Raw genomic sequence first — 19,230 nt, forward strand, 5'->3', positions numbered from 1 at the left:
TTAATTAAACAAATGTCCATAAATCAACTGCTGTATTAGCAAAAAATCACAGCGTAAAATCTTGTGATAAAAAAGTGATAAGTTTGTGAGAGTTTCTGGAGACGATTATTCAATACTTAACTCGAATCATCACTTACAGGAAATAATAATGAAAGCTTCTACATTAACAATTGCAACTCTTTTAGCGGCAGCTAGCCAATCAACTATGGCCGCAGAGTTAGATTTAAAAATAACCAACTTAACTCAAGGCATCCATTTTACACCCGTATTAATAACTGCTCACGACAGTGAAGATAAACTGTTCGAAGTAGCAACGGAAGCCTCTACCGCATTACAAACAATGGCTGAGGGCGGAAATATTGCAGAACTAGTTGCGCAAGCAACTGCCGCAGGTAGTGATATGGCTGCAAACCCGGCTGAAGGTCTACTTGCGCCAACAGTATCTGCAATGGCAACCCTAACGACATCTGATGGTAACGAATACCTTTCTGTTGCCGCAATGCTACTTCCTACAAATGACGGTTTTGTCGGTCTTGATAGCTGGAAAATTCCAACTGAAGCTGGAACGTATACTGTGTTTTTAAATGCTTACGATGCAGGTACTGAACAAAATAATGAACTTGTAGTAGAAGGTTCAGGTGCACCAGGTACGCCTGGTATTCCAGCTGCTCCTGGTGGTAATGCTGGTACCGGTGGTGCTGGTTTAACAAGCACCGATAGCAATATTAATATTCATATTCATCCTGGTAACTTAGGTGATGACGATCTAACCGCTGGTAATAGTGACTTAAGCAATACAGTGCACAGATGGTTAAACCCAGTAGCAAAACTAACCGTTACGGTTAAGTAGGAGCGCTATAATGTCATCTTTTAAAAACTTTAAAAAAAGCGCTTTAATACTAGCGCTTGCAACTACTCTTGCAGCATGTGGCGACAATGATAGCAACGAGCCTGATCAAGTAGTTGCACCAACACCAGCACCGACAGCTACCAGCTATGAATTTAACGTTACTGTAAGTAATTTAACTGCTGGTCAACCATTTTCACCAGTTGCCGTTATTGCACACCATGAAGGTACGCTATGGCAAATAGGCAGTCCTTCATCAGTGGCATTAGAAACAATGGCTGAAGGCGGGGATAACAGCCAACTCCTTACATTTGAAAATGGTATTGCTAATGCATCGAGTGAAGGCCCAGTTGGACCTGGTGCAAATACCACAATCACGATTACTACCGACACGCTTGAAGTACTAAAACTATCGCTTGCCACTATGATGGTGAATACAAATGATGGGTTTACCGGTCTTAGTGCTGTAGATGTATCTACATTAGCCGTTGGTGAGTCTATTATGCGCACCACCGTTGCTTATGATGCAGGTACGGAAGCAAATACAGAAGCAGCTGGTACATTACCGGGTCCTGTGGATGGCGGCGAAGGCTTTAATGAAGCCCGCGATGATGTTGATTTTGTAGCAAGACACCCTGGTGTAGTTACTAATGAAGACGGGCTATCAAGTTCAGTGCTAAGCCCTGAACATAAATTTGATAATCCATTGGCGAAAGTTGTCATTACTCGAACTCAGTAATTAATATTAACGATATTTACGCGTTGACATACCAGCTTGTAATGGGGAAGTAAGGGAGCACGGATGCCCCCCTTTTTACGAGGTTATACATGCGTCACGAAAAATTATTAGTAGTAGAAGACGACAGAGAAATAGGTAAATTAATTACCACGCAGCTTACTTCACTTAACTTACATGTTGATCATGTTGTGAGTGCCGAGCTTGCTTTAAAAAAAATAGCTAAGCACCCCTACGGACTCATTTTACTCGATATAAACTTACCGCAAATGGATGGTTTGAGTTTATGCCGAAAAATAAAAGAACATTATCCTACTACCTCTGTGATTTTACTGACCGCGCTCAGTAGCGATATGGACAGAGTGATTGGTCTTGAAATGGGCGCAGATGATTATATTTGTAAACCATTTTTTGCGCGTGAGTTACAAGCCAGAGTAAAGACCCAACTGCGCCACAGAGCACAATTACTTGCCAGTCAGAATAACGATAACTCACCCGTTGATAGCGAACAAACGCTAAACGTAGGCTCACTCCACATTGAGTTCAGTTCGCACCAAGTTTATTTAGGCAAGCAAGCACTCAACCTTACCGCCACCGAATTTGATTTACTTGTTTATTTTGCACGCCACCCTAGTCATGTTTTTAGTCGCCAACAATTACTCGATAAAGTATGGGGATATCAACATAGTGGTTACGAGCACACAGTTAATTCGCACATAAACCGCTTACGCGCCAAGCTAGAAGAGCACCAGAAAATGCCCATTATAGAAACAGTTTGGGGTGTGGGTTATAAACTAAACCCTAGCCAACTAAATTAAGACTCCTATTATGAAATTATCTTTGTACCAAAAATTAGCCATATCGTTAGTTGTTATATTTTGTTTTATTTGTGCACTTGTTTATGGCTGGAGCAAACAATTAGAACTTACTTCAAAACACCATGGTGAGCAAAATCTGCATTTAGCGTTAGCTGAGCATTTAGTACAAGATAACCCATTGATAAAAGAAGGTGTTTACGACTATAAAGCGCTCGAAAACCTTTTTCATACTTTAATGCTATTAGGCCCTGCGTTTGAATTTTATTTTGTAGACGAAACCGGAAAAATTCTTACTTACTCAGCAAAACCAGGAAAAGTTAAGCGTAACTATATCGATTTAGCGCCTTTAAAAAAGCTCATTAATGACCCTAAAGCAGCACCTATCTATGGTGATAATCCGCGCAATAAAGACCAAAAAAAAATATTTTCGGTTGCGCCTGTATTTAATCACGACAAGTTACAAGGTTACCTATATGTAATTATTGGCGGTGAAGCCTACGATACCTCCCTCAATACTATAAAAAATAATGACAGGCTATGGCTAGCCGCTTTATGGCTTGGCTCCGCTTTAGCCTTTTTACTCATTGCAATGCTAATTTTACTGCGTTTTTTCACCAATCCAATACAGCGTTTAGCCCGTGATGTAAGCAATATTGAAGCGGCCAATTACAGCCTTACAGATACAAAATTAAGTAACTATTCAACACAAAAAAGCAATGAAGTACATAGTTTGGGTCGCAGCATTCAAGCAATGCTTACCCGTATTAATGAGCAATTTAAAGCACTTGAAGAGGGCGATAAACAACGCAAAGAGTTACTCACTCACTTATCGCACGACCTACGTACACCACTTGCATCACTGCAAGGATTTTTAGAGGTTTTAAATCAATCTGGTGAGCAATTAAGTCAAAAAGAACAACAAGAATACTTACAAGTGTCGCTTAATAATTGCGGACAATTAAAATTACTCATAGAGCAAATATTTGAACTTGCCCATTTAGAAAATGGCGAAATAAACATAAATAAAGAAACCTTTAATTTAGGCGAGTTAATTTATGACTGCATTGCTAAATTTAGCTTAGCTGTAAATAAAAAGGGTATTCATTTATCGGTAGAACCTGCAATTTGTGATTTCCCTGTTGTAGCCGATATCGCAAAATTAGAACGCGTATTAAGTAACTTAATTGACAACGCTATTAGGCATACCCCTAGCGGTGGTAGCATTGCAGTACATGTAAAGCGCAGTGGCGACAATCAGCTATTCGTGCATGTTTCAGATACTGGCGTTGGAATAAAACAAGATGAACTGAGTGCTATTTTTAATCCTCACTATCAAGCAAGTAATTCTAATAAAGAGGGGCGTCAGCAAGGTGGTTTAGGGCTAGCTATATGTCGGGGGTTATTGAAACTGATGGATAGCGAAATATACGTGCAAAGTGAAATTGGCAAAGGCACTATGTTTAGCTTTAATTTGCCACAAAAAAAGGTGCTTTCTTAAAAAGCACCTTACATTTTTATTTATTTTAAATATATAAATTAACTACTTTTTAATACCCGCTAAATCAAGCATAAATGCATAGTTTAGCGCGGTATCTTCTAAGCGCTTAAAGCGACCCGATGCACCACCGTGCCCTGCTTCCATATCTATTTTAAACAATAATTTATTGTCATCAGTTTTATAGTCACGCAGCTTAGCAACCCATTTAGCTGGCTCAAAGTATTGAACTTGTGAATCGTGCAAGCCAGTCGTTACTAGCATATTAGGATATGCTTGCTTAGATACTTGGTCGTATGGCGAGTAAGATAGCATGTAATCGTAATACGCTTTTTCGTTCGGATTACCCCATTCGCCATATTCATTTGTTGTAAGCGGAATACTCGCATCAAGCATCGTGGTTACTACATCAACAAACGGTACCGCAGCAACCATGCCTTTATAAAGCTCAGGCGCTTGGTTTGCTACTGCGCCCATTAATAAGCCACCAGCACTGCCACCTAACGCAAATATTTCATCTTTTGCGCCATACTTTTGAGAAACCAATGCTTTGGTTACATCAACAAAGTCATTAAACGTATTCTTTTTAGTAAGTAGCTTGCCGTCTTCGTACCAAGGACGACCTAGCATTTGCGAGCCACGTACATGGGCAATTGCAAATACAAAGCCACGGTCTAACAAGCTCAAGCGTGAGCTGGAGAACGTTGGATCCATCGTTGCCCCGTACGAACCATAACCGTACTGCAGCAATGGATTTGTACCGTCTTTTTTAAACGCATCTTTACGATAAACCAAACTTACCGGTACTTTTATACCGTCACGCGCAGTTACAAAAATGCGCTCTGAGGCATAGTTGTCAGCACTAAAGTCGCCCAATACAGTTTGTTGTTTAAGTAATGTTTTGTTGCCTGTTGCTAAATTTACATCGTATGATGAATCAGGCGTTGTCATGCTTGTGTAGTAAACACGTAACGTATCGCTATCAATCTCATTATTGCCATAAGTGCTAATTGTATAAGCGCTATCGTTAAAGCTCAGTGGTAACTCTTTACCTGTTTTTAAATTGCGAGCAATAAGTTTTGACTGACCCTTTTCACGTTCTTGATATACTAAGTAGTTACCAAATAAATCAATGCCCTCTAGTTTGACATTATCACGCGCTGGGATCACACTTTGCCAATTAGCTTTGTTACCTGCTTTATCAATATCCACTTTCATTAGCTGAAAATTTACTGCGTTTAAATTAGTTACAATGTAGTAAGTATTTCCTAGTTTAGATATTTCATATTCCAGCCCAGCTTCACGCTCAATTAAACGCTTAGGCATTGCCTTAGCATCATCAGCGCTCAATACCGACACACCTGATGCAGCCGTGCTGCTGTGCCAAATATAAATCTCTGACTTATCTTTGCTTTTACTCATCCCCATGTAATAACTGGTATCAGTTTCTTCGTAAATTAGCTCATCATCAGCTTGTGATGTACCTAATGTATGACGATAAACTTGATAACCTAGTAGAGTTTGTAAATCTTTTTTAATGTAGTAAACCGTTTTATTATCGTTTGCCCACACAATGCCACCGTTAGTGCCTTCAAGTGTGTCTTCGAGTAATTTACCGGTTGTTAAATCTTTTATTTTTATACTATAAATACGACGGCTAACAGTATCTTCGCCATAAGCCATTAAATTGCCATTCGGGCTTACATCTAAGCCACTTACCGCATAATAATCATGGCCTTTAGCAAGCTCATTTACATCTAAAATAACTTGCTGATCAGTGCCTGAAAAATCACTACTGCGTAGGTAAGTCGTGTATTCATTGTCGCCACGATTTTGCGTTGAGTAAAAATAATCACCGTTTTTAACTGGGACTGAATCATCGTCTTTTTTAATACGCCCTTTTAGCTCCTCAAACAATTTACTTTGCAACGTTTTAGTATGTGCAAGCATTGCATCTGTATATGTATTTTCGGCTTCTAAATAGTTAATAACCTCTGACGCTTTACGTTCGTCATCACGTAACCAATAGTAATTATCTACACGTGTGTCACCATGAATAGTCATCTCATATGGCACTTTTTTAGCAATAGGTGCAATAGCTTGGGCTACTTGAACAGTTTTAATTTGTGTATTATTTTTTTGAGTCTCTTCTGGGGCTTGATTACAACCACTTAAGATAGCTATCGACAGTGCAGCAAATGCAAAGGGGGTACGTTTCATCAGTCAAAGTCCTTGTTGTATTTAATTTTTATTAAGTAATACCAACTTAATCAATTTGAGAGATTAAACCTGACGCTAACGGTGTTAGAAATTTCTGATATAGAACGACTAAATAACGAAATTTTTGCCTTGTTATCGACAGGATTTTCTTAACTCAAAGTAGCTCATTTAATTAAGCAGATTGGTATAAATATATCTAAAATTAGAATTTGTCGTTATTTAATTTGAGAAGCCATGTAAAAAGGGAGCCGAAGCTCCCTTTATATAACAGTTAAGTTATAAAATTACTTTTGTTTACGACGACGCATAAATGCAAACGGCGCTACTAGTAATGTTAACCATGCAAGAGAACCAGAAGAGCTTTTCTTCTTAGTCTCAACAACTGGAGGTACTACCACTTCAGCAACGCTAACGTTAACCATTACAGGTTCAGAAACATTACCGCGTACATCAATTGCCACAACTTGAATTTCAGCTGATGAATTTCCAACTAACAACTCTGTATTTACAACAACTACTTGACCTTGCTCATCAACACCTAGACCAATATTGGTATTAGACTGAACGAAGTACTCCGAAACGTCTAAGTCAAAATCAGACTCCGTAATTGTTAATTTACCAACAACTGTGCCATTTTCTGCATCTTCAGAAACTGTAAATTCACCACCAACTAACATTGGAGCTTCAATTGCAGGAAGCTCTAAATCAGCACTTGCCATTGCTTTAACAACACCCAGGCCAGATGTTTGCGATAATGCAAATGGACCGCTGGCTTCAACAATCGCTTTTTCACCAGGTTTAAGTGATGAAACCACTTCGCCTGTCTCTAATGACGTTAATGCTACAGTAGGAGAAGTACCAAATAACGTTGAACCTTCAACGCTGTCTGTTTCAGAAAACACACCCGTTTGATAAGCAGGGCTACCTACTGAAGCTTTAAAGTTCATTTGCTCGCCAATTAGCGAAGCATCTACGTTAAATAAGTTTGTACACGCAGAGAATGTAACCGTGTTCTCACCCGCTGAATGAAACATCGGAGTAACCCATGCTAAAGAGTCGTTACCCGCACCATCTGTTGTTCCAATTACTGTACGGCTACGACCTGGGAATGCAGTTTGGCGACCACGGTCGTTATAGTTTTGCATAATTTGATCAAATACGCCGTCATTATCTGTATCTATTTCAAGTCTAAAGCCAGCTTGGAATACATGAGTTAATGGGTCACGTAATTGGATAGAAGATGTTACAAAGATACCCGAATCACAAGAGTCATCAGCAAAAGCAGAGAAAGTAGTCGAAATAATATTAAATTCAGCTTCTTCTCGTGTTTTTTCAGTACCCATTGCAATAATGGTTTCTGCGAACGGCGTAATTTCTGTTTGACCACTATTTTCAACGATAAGTGCCATCTCGTTGTCTATAATTTGAGATGAAACACTTAGCGCTGTCGCTGCTTTTGGCATTACGTGATACACAACGTGTAAATCATGATCTGTATCTGTACTTGCATCATCAAATACTAATGCACCATCAAACTCTACTGAAGTAAGTGCTGCGCTTCTTGCTGCAATATCGTCAGCACTAAACGGGTTTTCTAATTCCCATACTGGCAGTTTTGTAGGATCAACAGTTAGTACCACGTCAAAATTCATTGACTGACCTGCAGGAATTGTTACTGATGCAGGGAAATCCCAACTAATTGCAGCTGTATCTTCATCATTCTGGTAACGCGCTTCAGTGCGTAGTGCATACGTTTTAGCGTCTGATGAAAAGTTTTTAACCGTTACAGTCTGCGTTAACGACTCTGTTTCAGTCATAGACACCAGACCAAAAGAAAGCGCAGCTTGCTTAGTATTAAATTGTGTATTATTAACCCATGCAGCTACTGGTAAATTAACTGCTTTAGTTACGTCAACTAAGCCTGAACCAATCATACTAATTGGAGCAAGCTTTGAGTCAGGGTTAGTTGCTAGCGGCTCGTTGGTTACATTTAGGTCAGCTGCATTCATGATCGTAGCTTTAATTTCAAATGCATTACGCTCAGGGTGAGCTTCGCGAATCATCGCAACGGCACCGGCAGTTATAGGGCCAGAGAAAGACGTACCATCTACTGGTGATAGTCCATCTTGTGTGCCTGCGGCGGCGACTAATATAGCCGTTCCTGGTGCAGTAATTTCAGGCTTTAATAAACCATCCATAGAAGGACCACGAGAAGAGAAAGTTGCTACGGCTCCCGATGTTGTTTTAACTTTAACATCAATATCAAATGTTGCCGTATCACCTGCCGCTAATTGCGCTTTTAAAGCAACACCTGCGGCAAAATTAATACCTACATTTTTAATCGTAACAGCAGCGTTACTGCCACCCATAGGTGCAGGGGTACCATCATCTGTATTATTAGCAATCAGTACAAATTCAGCACCTTTTTTCTGTGCATTAAGTACTTTAACTGTAAATGCACACGTGCCACGGTCAATTAATACTGCTTTACCTGTAAAATCAACATCAGCGGCAAACTCATCACAACCATTTTGGTTAGCATCAGGGTAAACTAATTCAATATCAGCGCCTGAAATAGCATAGTCAGCCTGCAAACCAAACCCTGAACCTTGGATATTACCTTCAACGCCCGCAACAGTACCAGTAGCTATACTAACTTGAGCTGTTGGGTGCGTCATCGCGCCTACAGATAGTGCATTCGGTGTTGTACTTGGGCCACCAACACGAAATGGGTTATCGCCGTCATTACCAGCAGAAATAACCATATTTACACCCAAATCAACGGCGCGTTGAATTAGGTACTGCGCACCACCACCTGTGTATGTATCACCAAACTCGCCACCGAGTGACATATTCATTACATCGACACGATCAGAAATGTCACCATCCCCATTAGGATCCATAGCAGCTTCTAATGCTGCAACTTGTGCCGCACTTGGACAACCACCACCACAAACAGAGTAAACATACAGCTCTACATCAGGTGCAATACCACTTACTGAGTGTGAAGAAGATGTACCGTGATTTGTTGGCTCATCAACATCAGCAATAACAACAACAGGATCGTTTTCAATTGGGTCTGCATCATTGCGAATAAAATCGAAACCACCTTTTACAATACCTTGTGGCCAAGTAACTGCGGCAGGATCTTCCTGAGCAGCATCATATGCCTCAACAGTACCCGCGCCATCAAATGCTTTGTGAGTATAATCAATACCTGTATCTAAAACAGCTACTCGCTGGCCTTTACCACTTACAATACCCTCATCGATTAAAGGTTTAGCATGAATATAGTCCGACGTTGCAGCTACATGTAACTCGTTATCAAACATAGGTAATACTTTAGCTACACGTGAGTCTTTTGCTATTTTAGCTAATGCTTCTGGTGATGCTTGAACAATTAGTGTTGGTGCTAGTATTTTAGTTTTACCAATTACTTTCGCATCAAAATCTAAGCTATTGAGCTCTAAAGTCATTGTATCTTGAAGCTGCTCAATATTTGCCGTAATTTCACGGTTGTTTGATGCCTGATAAGTACCATTTACAAATCCATCAACAGAGGTCGTCGCACGAAGTACGATCATATATGCTGATGGTTCTTTCTGTGCAGAAACAGTATCTTTAACTTGCTCTGCTTGGTGATGAGCAATAGTAACTGTAGGTAAAGTTGTTGCACTTGCGAATGTTGCAATAAACGCACTTGATACTGCAGTTGCTATTGCAGTTCTTTTTATTATGTTTTTAGACATTATTTCCCCTGGGACGAGTTTTATATTATTGTGCTTATACCAATCGTAATTGGTTTGTAACTAGAATATAAAACTTTACACCCACCCTGAGCAACACCTTGATTACAAACAAATTACAATGCGTCTACACAAAGACAGAAAACAAGCCTAAGCAATTGATTTGAAGCAACAATAATTCAATTTAAATTTGTAAACAAGTGTAAACAAATCGACCTTTTTGAGACAAATATGAATAATGAAGTGATTAACATCTTAACTATGGCTAAAGTAATCCAAACCGCAGTGGCTCCTGTGTTCCTCATAACCGGGATTGCTGCCACGCTGGGTGTGTTATCTAATCGCTTAGCACGAATTACCGATAGGGCACGCCAATTAGAACGCAGGTTAAAGGTAAGTACAGATGAAGATTTCAATAAATCACTAGCTACAGAACTTCGCGCCCTTTTAAAGCGTTCTCGATGTATACATATTGCTTTTAGTTTAAGTGTATTAAGCGCATTGCTTGTATGTGCTGTGGTTATGCTGTTGTTTTTATCACATATTCAATCTATAAATTTAGGCGTTACAATTGCCTGCTGCTTTGTTGCAGCAATGGCATTGCTTATATGTGCCTTTATGTCTTTACTTGGCGAGGTATTTTTAGCAACTCGAAGCATGCGTCGCGGGATGATATTTGCTGACATAGACATAAACGATTAAATTTTAATTAAACCCATCGCATTTGCTTGAATAAATACGATGTTAGATACAATATACTTAATTAATAATTAAAATTTCCAACAGGGGCAAACATGAAATTAAAAAACGTATTAGCAACAATAGCGCTAGCAACGTGTGCATTTAGCGTATCGGCAAATTCTGCATTTAAAGAGCCAAGTGACGCAATTGAGTATCGCCAAGCTGCATTTTCAATGATCTCAGTACAAATAAGCGATATGGGTGCAATGCTAAAAGGCAAAGTACCTTTTGACGCAGAGCAATTTAAAAAGCGTGCTAACAACGCAGCTGCACTTTCAAAAATGCCATGGGAAGCGTTTTACGAAGGAACCGATAAAGGCGACACAGCTGCACTTGCTGCTGTTTGGTCTGAAAACGATACCTTTATGAAAAAAGCAACTGCATTCCAACAATACGCAGATGAGCTAGCAGTAGCGGCTCAATCAGGCGATAAGGCCGTAATTGGTAAAGCTTTTGGCGCATGGGCTAAAGGCTGTAAAGATTGCCATAAGCAATTTAAAGATTAATTATTGTTGTTTTAATACTTAATGTAGTAACAACAAATGATAAAAAGCACTGAATGGTTAATTATTCAGTGCTTTTTTGTACCCAGCATTTAAGCCCGTATGTTATTTATTGAGCTAAACCTTCTGCGGGCGACGTTTAAATACAGCCCTAATCCCACCCAAAATGCGTGTAAACACCTTACCAATATCACTTAATATAATATACAAACATGGTACCAATATAAGCGTTATTAATGTTGCAAACATCACTGCAAAACCAAGCGCTACCGCCATAGGTATTACAAACTTAGCCTGCAAGCTTGTTTCAAACATAATGGGCAATACACCTGCAAATGTAGTAATTGAAGTAAGTAATATAGGTCTGAATCGAGCACAACCGGCATCTATTACAGCATTTTTAATACTAACACCTGTTTTACGGGCCTGATTCACATAATCGGTCATAACGAGTGAGTCGTTTATAACCACCCCTGCTGCTGCAATAATACCAAAGCCAGACATTAAAGTTATATCCAAACCAAACCAGTAATGCCCCCATATTGCTCCCGTTAAGCTAAATGGAATCACCGACATAACAATAAGTGGTTGCGCATAACTCTTAAGGGGTACGGCTAATAAGATATACACCAAAATCATGCCGCCGAAGAAAAACATCTTCTGCTGATTAGCTTGATCTTGTTGCTCTTCAATGGCGCCACCAAGTTCTGACTTAACACTTGGGTACTCTTCTTTAAGTTGTGGTAGTAATTTTTCTTTAATTTGATCTACAACTTCGTTTGGCTCAATCACTTCTTCATCTATGTTTCCATAAACATACACTGTACGATAACCCCCTTCGCGGCGAATATAACTAATACCCGGTGTTTCAGTGAGTTCAACTACATCACCAAGCAGTACTTCACGGCCCTGCGGGGTAGTAACAACCGCATGCTTAAGTGACGAAAATGCCTCTCGAGTCAGTTTAGGGTAACGTACCATTACACGCACCTCTTCGCCGTTTCGAATAACACGCTGAGCCTCACCACCGTAAAAGCTTGCCCCAACTTGATTAGCAATAGAAGCCAAATCTAAACCTAAGTCGTAAGCGACCGGTTTTAGGTTCATTTGCACTTCTTTACTGGCAGGGTCTATTGTTGAGCTAATATCAAACAAACCTTCTTGCTGTTGCAGCAATTCTATAAAGCGACGACCAGCATTATTTAATGTATCAATATCTGAGCCATATAATAAATAACCAAATTCGCCGTCACTGCCTCCTCCATTTACATCATCATAAATGGTTAATGATTTAACACCGGCAATATCAGGCATGGCTTCGCGCCAACGGCGTGATAATTCAAACGCGTTATAAGGACGCACACTTTCATCAACAAGAGGTACAAGCACTTGGGCTTCGGTGCGCCCTTGGTTAAATACTAAAATATCTCTTATGAGTTTTTGACCATATTTGCGCTCGGTATCTTCATCAACCGCAATCACCATCGTCTCTATTTCACGAATAGCATTTATTGTTTGTATGTCTGATACATTGTCATTCATTTCTAGATTTATTTGTGGGTAGTCATGCGGAATTTTTGGCATAAACCCAGTACGAACTTGATTTGATGAGATTAAAGCAAAGGTTACGATCAATAGGGCGATAAATGAAAATAATACTGACCAACGCCATTCAACACAACGTACAACAAAGCGCTTATATGGGCCATTTACAAAACCAAAAAATCGCGTATTAAACCGATCTCGCCAGCCCCCCTCTTTTATTGGTGAAAAATGAGTGTGGGCAATATGGGCAGGCAATATCAACTTTGATTCAATCAAACTAAATACCAAACACAGCATTACCACCACAGCTATACCATAAAAGAAGGCACTTTCTGGACCTGTAGATAACGTAAATGGAGCAAATACTGCAATGGTAGTTAGTACACCAAAAGTTGCGGGGGTTGCTACGCGTTTTGCGCCATTAACCACATTAACAACACCGCCGCCTTTTTTCTCTATTTCGGTGTAGGCACTTTCGCCTATGACAATGGCATCGTCCACCACAATCCCTAGCACCATAATAAAAGCAAAAAGTGATAAAATATTAATGGTTACACCAAACAGTGGCATCATCATCATTGCGCCCAAAAAGCACACTGGTAAACCAATCATTACCCATAATGCCAACTTAAAGCGTAAAAAGATTGATAGCATAATTGCAACCAAAATAGCGCCCTGAATGAGGTTTGTAACCATCATATCTAAGCGGGCATTTAGGTAATACGTAAAATCCATTAGTGGCTCTAAACGAACCCCCAGTGGTAGCTCTTTGTTTTTTAATTCTATAAATGCTTTTACTGAATCAGCAACTGGGATAATACTTTGCTCTTCAGTCGCTTTCACCGATATATAAACTGCATTTTCACCATTGAATTTAAAGTAACGCTCACCTTCAGTGAACTGATCTTTAATCACGGCAATATCTTGCAGTAACACTTTAGCGCCGTTAGCCCCTATTTTTACCGGTATTTGCCTAAATTCTTCACCAGAGTAAAACTGATTTTCGACGCGAACAGAAATAACACCTGCGTCTGTTTTTAGCTGCCCCGCCGAAAAGTTAGCTGAGTAACGACGCACTGCATTCATTACATCACTAAGGGTTAGGTTATATTGACGCAGCGTATCGGGTTCGATTTCAATTGCTATTTCATCAAGAGGAACATCGTTTACCACTAACGACACGTTAGATAGCTGTAGTAACTCATCTTCTATTTGGTTTGCTATAGGCTTAAGCTCAGTTAGCGGTAAGTCAGCAACGAGCGTCATACCTATAACATCTTGTTTAAACTCAACTTGACTTATGGTGACCGGTTCCATACCGGCTGGGAACGTTGCTATACCATCAACCCGTAATTTAACTTTATCGAGTATATCGGTAAGCTCTACATCGGTATTAATTTCAAGACTTGCTCTACCGCCATTTCTAAATGCCCTGTACACACCTTTTTTAATTTCGGTCACATCTTTTAGCGACTCTTCAATTTTTATAAGTATGCTTTCTTCAATTTCTTGTGGTGAAGCGCCTGGATAGTTAGCTTCAATATTAATGTAGTTAATTTCTACATTAGGGAACATTTGGCGTTGGATATTTAGAAAGCTAATAATTCCCATCACCACAATAAAAATCATCATTAGGTTGGCAGCAACGGAGTTATTAGCGAAGTAAGCAATAATACCGGTTTGTTTTTCAGCGTTAGGCGCTGTATTTGGTAGTTCAGTGTTACTCATAACTCAGCTTACCTTATAATTTTTCAGTGGAAGCATTTTCAAGTGCCTCTGTTTTTTTAGTATCTTGAAGGCCCGCAATTTTTACAGCCATGCCTTTTTGCGGATATTCTGGCAAAGTAATCACCAACTTATCATCTGCTTGCAAACCATCACTGATGTAAAAGTACTCACCCTCTTCACGAATAACTGTGACTTTGCGCGGCTCAAGTTGCTGCTCTTCATTAACGATCCATACGGTTTTGTTATTAACTAATTCTTGCGGTAAGCGGTAAATATTATTAAGCATTGCACCTGCAAAATTTACCTGTACGTAGCTACCAAACTTAATGGCTGGTTGTATATTCTTAAGACCGTATGGGTCTTCTATACGCACTACTAAACTGCTCATACGCGTAGCGTTATCAACAATCCCTAGGTCGCGGTCAATTACACCTTCACGGGTGAAGCTGTTTAGGCCTTTTTGAATAATCGTTGCGGTAATACCTTTAATACGCTCTGGCAAAAAAACGCTATCGAACCCTGCTATAGGAATAATCACTTCAGCGGTCTCAATATTATTGAGTTCAGCAACTTGCGAGCCCATAGTGACAAATTGTCCAACACCTATATTTCGACTAATAACCAATGCGTCGTAAGGGGCTGTAACATCACAATTATCCAAATCACGTTGCGCGCGCTTTAATGCAGCTTGCGCCGACTTAACAGATGCTTGTGCACTGAGCACTTGAGGTTTACGTAAAAATAAATCTGTGCGCGCTTTACTTGGAAAGCGCTTGGCTTCGTCTTCGGCTACTTGAGCTTGAGCTTGTTCCTCTATTAAACCCGCTTGTGCGCGAGCAAGCTCGGCCTCTGCAACAAGTACTGCTGCTTCATAGTTGTCTTTTTCGATAGTGAATAAGGTTTCACCGCGAGCAACTATGCCACCGGCTACAAAATTAGGATGCCAACTTAACACCTCGCCCGACACCTGCGCCGAAAGCTGTGTATTTTCAAGTGGTCTTACTTCGCCGTAGCTATTAATGATAACTTGGTGATCATTTGCTGCCACAGGCTCAACTTGCACCGTTGGACGAGCATCAATAACTTCTTTTTTTTCTGATTCTTTTGCAATAGCGTTAATTGCCATAAAACCAACGATACCTAAAGCAAGCGCGACGAATGGAAAAACCCATCTAAGTGAATTTGTTTGCATATCTTATTTATCCCTAAAATTCTATTAACACCATAATACCAGAGCTATACGAAACATTAAGATGACATTTGTAAGCAACTGTTGCAAATACATCCAAATTACAACTTTATATAAGTATAAAAGATGAATGAAATGGTGATTAATCTCATTCGTTATATTTTGTTACAAACTTTTATTTATTGATATCAATCAATTAGCTTTAAACGCTTAAATTTCATCGCGAAGATGTGCGAAATTAAATCAATTTACGTACAGTCCAATTAAATTAACAAATATTAAAAGTCTCAAAATGAAATTAACGTCCATCACCCTTGCGCTTAGCTTAGCGTTTGGCAGCCATGCATTTGCAGCCGATAAAAAAGACGAAAAAGAGTCAAAAACACTTAGCGAAATGATCAAAGGACAAACCGAATTTGCCGGTATATTTAGCCTTTATCAAGACGAAAAAACCGGTAAGCACCTTATGGTGATTAACGAATCCCAACTCAATACGCCGTTTGTGTATTTTGCGCACACTGTCGATGGCGTTACAGATGCAGGCCATTATCGTGGTGCATACCGTGAAACTAAGTTAATTGAATTTAGAAAATACTTTGACCGTATCGATATTATTAGCAAAACACCTCGCTACAAATTTGACGAAAGCAGTGCGATTTCAAAAGCGAGTGATGCCAATATTAGTGAAGCGGTACTTGCGAGCATTAAAATAGAAAAAGAAGAAGACGGTAAAATAGCATTTAATGTAAATAAGTTATTTTTAAGCGAAGCACTTCATAAAGTATCACCTACGCCAAATCCAGCAGATAAAAACGCTAAAAAACGCTTTAAAGTAGGTAAACTAGACGATAAAAAATCACGCATTATTAAACAGCGTCCATACCCTAATAACTTAGACGTAGTAGTTGATTACGTATTTACTAACCCAAGCCCTACTGTACGTGGCTCTAATGCAGTAAGCGATCCTCGCAGTGTATCGGTAAAAGTGCAGCACTCGTTTGTTGCTCTTCCTAGCAACAATTATGCACCCCGTATGGATGATGCTCGCATTGGTTATTTTACCAACCAATTTGATCAAATGACATCTACCGATTGGGCACCTTATCAAGATGTTATAAAACGCTGGGACTTACAAAAGAAAGACCCTAGTGCAACACTTTCAGAGCCAGTAAAACCAATTACTTGGTGGATAGAGAATACGACACCAGTTGAATGGCGCGATACTATTCGTGATGCAGTTTTAACATGGAATACTTCTTTTGAAAAAGCCGGTTTTAAAAATGCGCTGGAAGTAAAAGTACAACCAGACGATGCGGATTGGGATGCGGGCGATATTAATTACAACGTACTACGTTGGACTTCGTCACCTAAGCCTCCATTTGGCGGATACGGACCAGCACTTGCTAACCCATTAACAGGCGAAATACTGGGCTCAGACATTATGCTTGAGTTTGTATTTATGAAAAACCGCTGGATTTACGACACACTTTTCACCCAAGGAACAATGAGCCACGGTGAAGCAACAGATACCGGCGAGCTAAATTGCTCTCTTGGGCATGAGATTCAACAAAATCTAATGCTTGCCAAAGGCCTTGCTAGCGGCGACAAAATTGAAGATAAAGAAATGCTTCGCCAAGGTTTAACGCAACTGGTACTTCACGAAGTAGGCCATACTTTAGGTCTTAACCACAATATGAAATCATCTATTTTGTGGGATGAAAAAGAAGTACACGACAAAAACAAAACCCAAGGCATAGTAACCGGTTCTGTTATGGATTATGCACCGGCTAACATTGCCCCAATTGGTGTGCAGCAAGGTGATATTTTTCAAACAAAACCAGGTCCTTATGATGATTGGGCAATTAACTACGGCTACAGCGTAGCGCTTGCAGATGAAGCTGCTGAGCAAGCTCGACTTGAAAAAATACTTGCTCGTTCAAGTGAACATGCCCTTGCCTTTGGTAACGATGCCGACGACATGCGCGCACCAGGTCGCCATATCGATCCACGTGTAATGATTGGTGATTTGTCGTCAAACCCTGCAGCCTATGGCGCAGATCGTATGGCACTTATCAATAAACTATTTACTGAACTAAAAGATAAAGCAACGGTTAAAGGTGAGTCTTACCAACAGCTTGTTACCTCTGCTAATAGCTTATTTGGTCAATACCGAGCTCAAGCAGGTGTTGTTTCTCGCCAGATTGGTGGTGTGTACGTTGAGCGCGCTGTAGTGGGTGATGCAAACGCAGATAAACCATTTACACCGGTATCGCTTGAGCGTCAAACACAAGCGATGGATATACTCGCAAAGTTTGTATTTGCACCAGATGTACTACAAAACATGCAACCTCTTTATAGCTACTTACAGCTGCAACGTCGTGGCTTTAATCACTTTGGTAAAAATGAAGACCCTAAAGCACACAAAATGATTTTAGGCATGCAAAAGTCTGTACTTGCGCAGCTATTACACCCTGCTGTGTTACTGCGTATTTCTGACACCGCTCTATACGGTAATGAATATAGCCTAACTCAGTTTATGCAAGATTTAACTGCCAGCATTTTTGTGAAAAGCAAAGACGCCAACTCTATTAGCCACAACTTACAAATTGAGTATGTTAACCAGCTAATCGCGATTGCAGGCCTTGGTAAAGCAAGTAAATTTGATAACCTAGCTAAAACCGCTGCGTTATATCAGCTAACTCAAATAGCCGATACCAGTGTTGCATGGGGATCAGATACTGCGACTAAAGCGCATAAAAAATATATTGATCGCTTAATTGCAAAAGCGCTAGAAGCGTAAAGCAGCTCTAACAATTGAGTAAAACCAAGGCCACGTTAAACGTGGCCTTTTTTATAACAAGAACAATAAAGATTAAATATAAATAGTGCCTTTTAAATACCTTACAGCATGCCCGGTTAAGGTGACGGTTGTATCACCCACTTCGCAAGTTAGCTGCCCGCCTCTGCTTGAAGCCTGATAAGCGCTTAACGTAGTTTTACCTAATTGCAGCGCCCAGTAAGGTGCCAAGCCAGTATGAATAGAACCTGTCACATAATCTTCGTCGCCACCGCTTGCAGGCCAAAAATAACGAGATATAAAATCATATTCAGCACTCGGAGCAGTGGCCACTACATCAAGTGGATAAAGCGTTTTTAAAAGCTCTGAGCTAGTTTTTAATTCAAGTATTTGATCGGCATTTTCATAAATAGCAAAGTAAGCTTGGCGGTTTTTAAGCACTTTACTCGGTTGTATAGACAAGCCATCAAGCAATTGCTGCGGTACATTTTGCACTTCAACCGGTGCTTGTTTCGGAAAGGTCATTGCAAAGCTGCCATCAGCGTTTTTATTAACGATCAGCTCGCCCACCGCATCAGCAATAAAGCGAATTTGCGATATATTATGCTCTTCACATAAAACATAGGCAGCCGCAAGTGTGGCATGACCGCAAAAGTCGATTTCCATTAACGGCGAAAACCAGCGAATAACAAAACTGCCATCGTCTTGCTGGCAGGTAAAAGCCGTTTCAGATACGTTATTTTCTGCGCCAATTTTTAGCATTAAATCGTCACTTAGCCACGATTTCAATGGGATCACTGCCGCATAGTTACCTTTAAATAACTCATTCGTAAACGCATCAATTTGATGAATAGTTAATTGCATT

General features: G+C 40.0%; 12 protein-coding genes. 7 read left to right on the plus strand and 5 right to left on the minus strand.

Annotated features, from left to right (window positions below):
* Positions 1–148 precede the first annotated feature (148 nt).
* The 4 genes from AOR04_RS17025 to AOR04_RS17040 all read left to right on the plus strand — a co-directional run bounded on the left by AOR04_RS17025 (position 149) and on the right by AOR04_RS17040 (position 3,899).
* A complete protein-coding gene (locus AOR04_RS17025) occupies positions 149–850 on the plus strand; it encodes a spondin domain-containing protein (RefSeq protein WP_007377306.1) in 702 nt (233 codons plus the stop codon).
* 10 nt (positions 851–860) lie between these two features.
* A complete protein-coding gene (locus AOR04_RS17030; RefSeq protein WP_007377305.1) occupies positions 861–1,586 on the plus strand; it encodes a spondin domain-containing protein in 726 nt (241 codons plus the stop codon).
* An 89-nt stretch (positions 1,587–1,675) separates the two neighbouring features.
* A complete protein-coding gene (locus AOR04_RS17035; protein WP_007377304.1) occupies positions 1,676–2,401 on the plus strand; it encodes a response regulator transcription factor in 726 nt (241 codons plus the stop codon).
* A 10-nt stretch (positions 2,402–2,411) separates the two neighbouring features.
* Positions 2,412–3,899, plus strand: a complete 1,488-nt coding sequence (locus AOR04_RS17040) for a sensor histidine kinase (RefSeq protein WP_096793977.1) — start codon at positions 2,412–2,414, stop codon at positions 3,897–3,899.
* 42 nt (positions 3,900–3,941) lie between these two features.
* On the opposite strand, the gene AOR04_RS17045 is transcribed toward AOR04_RS17040, so the two are convergent.
* Complete coding sequence (locus AOR04_RS17045; protein ID WP_096793978.1) at positions 3,942–6,116, minus strand: S9 family peptidase; 2,175 nt, start codon at positions 6,114–6,116, stop codon at positions 3,942–3,944.
* 284 nt (positions 6,117–6,400) lie between these two features.
* Positions 6,401–9,865, minus strand: a complete 3,465-nt coding sequence (locus tag AOR04_RS17050) for a S8 family serine peptidase (protein WP_096793979.1) — start codon at positions 9,863–9,865, stop codon at positions 6,401–6,403.
* A gap of 228 nt (positions 9,866–10,093) precedes the next feature.
* Between AOR04_RS17050 and AOR04_RS17055 the strand changes: the two genes are divergently transcribed.
* Together AOR04_RS17055 and AOR04_RS17060 are read left to right on the plus strand one after the other, a co-directional pair.
* Positions 10,094–10,564, plus strand: a complete 471-nt coding sequence (locus AOR04_RS17055) for a DUF2721 domain-containing protein (protein WP_007377300.1) — start codon at positions 10,094–10,096, stop codon at positions 10,562–10,564.
* 92 nt (positions 10,565–10,656) lie between these two features.
* Positions 10,657–11,109, plus strand: a complete 453-nt coding sequence (locus AOR04_RS17060) for a c-type cytochrome (protein WP_096793980.1) — start codon at positions 10,657–10,659, stop codon at positions 11,107–11,109.
* A gap of 114 nt (positions 11,110–11,223) precedes the next feature.
* On the opposite strand, the gene AOR04_RS17065 is transcribed toward AOR04_RS17060, so the two are convergent.
* Together AOR04_RS17065 and AOR04_RS17070 are read right to left on the minus strand one after the other, a co-directional pair.
* Positions 11,224–14,379 (minus strand): efflux RND transporter permease subunit, encoded by a 3,156-nt coding sequence (locus AOR04_RS17065; protein WP_096793981.1) that lies wholly within the window; start codon positions 14,377–14,379, stop codon positions 11,224–11,226.
* 13 nt (positions 14,380–14,392) lie between these two features.
* On the minus strand, positions 14,393–15,571 hold the full coding sequence (locus AOR04_RS17070; RefSeq protein ID WP_096793982.1) for an efflux RND transporter periplasmic adaptor subunit: 1,179 nt from the start codon (positions 15,569–15,571) through the stop codon (positions 14,393–14,395).
* Positions 15,572–15,860: 289 nt separating this feature from the next.
* On the opposite strand from AOR04_RS17070, the gene AOR04_RS17075 reads away from it, so the two are divergent.
* Positions 15,861–18,368: a zinc-dependent metalloprotease gene (locus AOR04_RS17075; protein ID WP_096793983.1), complete on the plus strand. Its 2,508-nt coding sequence runs from the start codon at positions 15,861–15,863 to the stop codon at positions 18,366–18,368.
* A 72-nt stretch (positions 18,369–18,440) separates the two neighbouring features.
* On the opposite strand, the gene AOR04_RS17080 is transcribed toward AOR04_RS17075, so the two are convergent.
* A complete protein-coding gene (locus AOR04_RS17080) occupies positions 18,441–19,229 on the minus strand; it encodes a PhzF family phenazine biosynthesis protein (protein WP_096793984.1) in 789 nt (262 codons plus the stop codon).
* Position 19,230 lies beyond the last annotated feature (1 nt).

Source organism: Pseudoalteromonas sp. 1_2015MBL_MicDiv (genome assembly GCF_002407505.1).
Taxonomy (GTDB): Bacteria; Pseudomonadota; Gammaproteobacteria; order Enterobacterales; family Alteromonadaceae; genus Pseudoalteromonas; species Pseudoalteromonas fuliginea.

Excerpts from the sequence above, each read along its gene's own strand:
- AOR04_RS17030 (WP_007377305.1), top strand. The coding sequence starts at position 861 with ATGTCATCTTTTAAAAACTTTAAAAAAAGCGCTTTAATACTAGCGCTT.
- AOR04_RS17080 (WP_096793984.1), bottom strand. The coding sequence starts at position 19,229 with ATGCAATTAACTATTCATCAAATTGATGCGTTTACGAATGAGTTATTT.
- AOR04_RS17045 (WP_096793978.1), bottom strand. The coding sequence starts at position 6,116 with ATGAAACGTACCCCCTTTGCATTTGCTGCACTGTCGATAGCTATCTTA.
- AOR04_RS17035 (WP_007377304.1), top strand. The coding sequence starts at position 1,676 with ATGCGTCACGAAAAATTATTAGTAGTAGAAGACGACAGAGAAATAGGT.
- AOR04_RS17055 (WP_007377300.1), top strand. The coding sequence starts at position 10,094 with ATGAATAATGAAGTGATTAACATCTTAACTATGGCTAAAGTAATCCAA.
- AOR04_RS17025 (WP_007377306.1), top strand. The coding sequence starts at position 149 with ATGAAAGCTTCTACATTAACAATTGCAACTCTTTTAGCGGCAGCTAGC.
- AOR04_RS17050 (WP_096793979.1), bottom strand. The coding sequence starts at position 9,865 with ATGTCTAAAAACATAATAAAAAGAACTGCAATAGCAACTGCAGTATCA.
- AOR04_RS17075 (WP_096793983.1), top strand. The coding sequence starts at position 15,861 with ATGAAATTAACGTCCATCACCCTTGCGCTTAGCTTAGCGTTTGGCAGC.
- AOR04_RS17065 (WP_096793981.1), bottom strand. The coding sequence starts at position 14,379 with ATGAGTAACACTGAACTACCAAATACAGCGCCTAACGCTGAAAAACAA.
- AOR04_RS17040 (WP_096793977.1), top strand. The coding sequence starts at position 2,412 with ATGAAATTATCTTTGTACCAAAAATTAGCCATATCGTTAGTTGTTATA.
- AOR04_RS17070 (WP_096793982.1), bottom strand. The coding sequence starts at position 15,571 with ATGCAAACAAATTCACTTAGATGGGTTTTTCCATTCGTCGCGCTTGCT.
- AOR04_RS17060 (WP_096793980.1), top strand. The coding sequence starts at position 10,657 with ATGAAATTAAAAAACGTATTAGCAACAATAGCGCTAGCAACGTGTGCA.